This is a genomic window from Pauljensenia hongkongensis, from assembly GCF_001746855.1.
Classification (GTDB): Bacteria; Actinomycetota; Actinomycetes; order Actinomycetales; family Actinomycetaceae; genus Pauljensenia; species Pauljensenia hongkongensis.
The window spans coordinates 273,435-276,000 of the sequence record NZ_CP017298.1 but is presented as its reverse complement, the minus strand read 5'-3'; the positions used below and the strand labels follow the sequence as shown (position 1 = coordinate 276,000).

The following is a 2,566-nucleotide window of genomic DNA, read 5'->3' as shown; positions in this document are numbered from 1 at the left end:
GCCCGGTGCGCGCGGCGGTGCGCGGACCCCGACCAGATGCTGCTGCTGGCCACGCGCCTCTTCGAGGCGGCCCCCGCCGCCGTCGCCGAGGCGGCCGACGGGCCGGGCGAGCGCCTGGAGCGCCTGTGCGCGGTGCTGGGCGCCTCGGCGTGGCTGGGGGAGTACCTGGTCGCCCGGCCCGGCGCCCTGGGCGCTTTGTGGGAGCCTGTGGGCGACGCGCGCGCAGAAGTGCTCGGCGCCGTCGGGGCGCGCCCGGTGGGCCCGGTCGCGGGGCGCCTCGTCGCTTCCGGGGGCGCGGGCGCCGACGACCTGCGCAGGGCGTACAGGCGCGTGCAGCTGGGCATCGCGGCCGACGACCTGACCAGCGCGGACGCCCCCGCCGCCGTGCCCGGTGTGGGGCGCAGGCTGGCCGAACTGGCGGACGCCTCGTTGGAGGCGGCGCTCGCCCTGGCCAGGCGGGACGCGGACCCGGGCGCCGACGTGCCCCTCGCCGTCATCGCGATGGGCAAGACCGGCGCCCAGGAGCTCAACTACATCTCCGACGTGGACGTCGTCTACGCCACGGAGGCCGCCGACGGCTTGACGGAGCAGGAGGCCGCCTCCCGTGCGGCCAGGCTCGCGTCCCTGGCGGCTGCGGCCTGCTCGGGCCCCGGCGCCGAGGCCCCCCTGTGGACGGTCGACGCGAACCTGCGGCCCGAGGGACGCGACGGGGCGCTGGTGCGCACCATCGGCTCCTACGTGGCGTACTGGCGCAAATGGGCGCAGACCTGGGAGTTCCAGGCGCTCCTCAAGGCGCGGGCGGCGGCCGGGGACGCGGACCTGGGGCGCCGTTTCGAGGAGGCGGCCGCCCCCTTCGTGTGGTCGGCGGCCACGCGCGAGGGCTTCGTCGACGCCGCTCGCCGGATGCGCGCCCGCGTGGAGGAGTCCGTCGGAGCGGCCAGGGCCGCCCAGGAGATCAAACTCGGGCGCGGGGGCCTGCGCGACGTGGAGTTCACCGTGCAGCTGCTCCAACTGGTCCACGGGCGCACCGACGGGGCCCTGCGGGTGCGGGGCACCACCGAGGCCATCGGCGCGCTCGCGCGGGGAGGGTACATCGGGCGCGCGGACGCCGCCGAGCTGTGCGACTGCTACGCCTTCCTGCGCGCCGTCGAGCACCGCGCCCAGCTGCCCAGGATGCGCCGCACGCACCTGGTCCCCGCGCGCGAGGCGGAACTGCGGGCGCTCGGCCGCGCCCTCGACCCCGGCCGGTGGCCCGGCGCCCAGGGGATCCGCGAGGAGATCGCCCGCGTGCGCTCGCGCGTGCGCGCCCTCCACGAGGACGTGTTCTACCGCCCGATCGTGGCGGCCACCGCGGGGCTGAGCGCCCGGGACGCGGTCCTGGGGGACGAGGGCGCCCGCGACCGCCTCGCCGCCATTGGCTACGCGGCGCCGGCGGCGGCCCTGTCCCACATCGGGGCGCTCACGAAGGGGACCAGCAGGCGCGCCACGATCCAGCGGCACCTGCTGCCCGTGCTCATCTCGTGGCTGGCCGACGGCGCGGATCCGGACATGGGGCTGCTGAACTTCCGGGCCCTGTCGGAGCAGATCGGGGACTCCCACTGGTACCTGGCGCTGCTGCGCGACTCCGGGGCCGCGGCCTCGCGCCTCATGTCGATGCTGCCCAACTCCCGGTGGATCGCCGAGGCGCTGTCCACCCGGCCCGAGGCGGTGGCCTGGCTGGACGACGACGCGGAACTGGAGGCCCGTCCCCGCAGCGCCCTCGTCAAGGAGGCCCTGGCCCTGGTGGAACGGCACCCGGGCGCCGAGGAGGCGGCCGACAGGGTGCGGGCCGTGCGCTCCCGCGAGCTCACGCGCGCCGCGGCCGCCCAGCTGGTGCGGGGCGTGGACCCCGCGTCCAGCGCCGTGTCGGACGCCACGGACGCCGCGCTGCTGGGCGCCCTGCGCATCGCCGAGAGGGACGAGGAGGAACGGTGGGGGAGGGCCCGCGCCCACGTGCTCCTGGTCGCCATGGGCCGCTACGGGGGGCGGGAGTCCTCCTTCGCCTCCGACGCGGACGTCGTCGCCGTCCACCGGGCTGCCCCCGGGGCCGGCGAGGAGGAGGCCGCGGCCTCGGCCCTGGCCGTCGTGGGGCGCGTGCGGGAACTGCTGGGGGCGCCGGGCCCCCAGATGGGGGTCTCCGTGGACCTGGGCCTGCGCCCCGAGGGCAGGAACGGCCCGATGAGCCGGTCCCTGGGCGCCTACGCGGACTACTTCCGCTCGTGGGCGTCCCCGTGGGAGCGCCAGGCGCTGCTGCGCGCCAGGCCGATCGGCTCCGGCCCCCTGGCCGACGCCTACCTGGATGTCATCGACCCGGTGCGCTACGGCCCCGCGCCCGACGGGGCGGCGCTGCGCGAGATCCGCCTCCTCAAGGCCCGCATGGAGGCCGAGCGCCTCCCCAGGGGCGCGGACCCCGCCCTCCACGTCAAACTGGGGCCGGGCGGCCTCGCCGATGTGGAGTGGACCATCCAGCTCCTCCAACTGCGCCACGCGCGCGGCTGCGCCGCCCTCCGCGTCACGGGCACGCGCG

At 77.7% G+C, this 2,566-nt stretch carries 1 protein-coding gene; it reads left to right on the top strand.

What is annotated here, in order from left to right; translation table 11 throughout:
- Positions 1 to 2,566 (top strand): bifunctional [glutamine synthetase] adenylyltransferase/[glutamine synthetase]-adenylyl-L-tyrosine phosphorylase (locus BH719_RS01215; protein WP_009400047.1); only part of this gene is annotated, 2,566 nt, incomplete at both ends.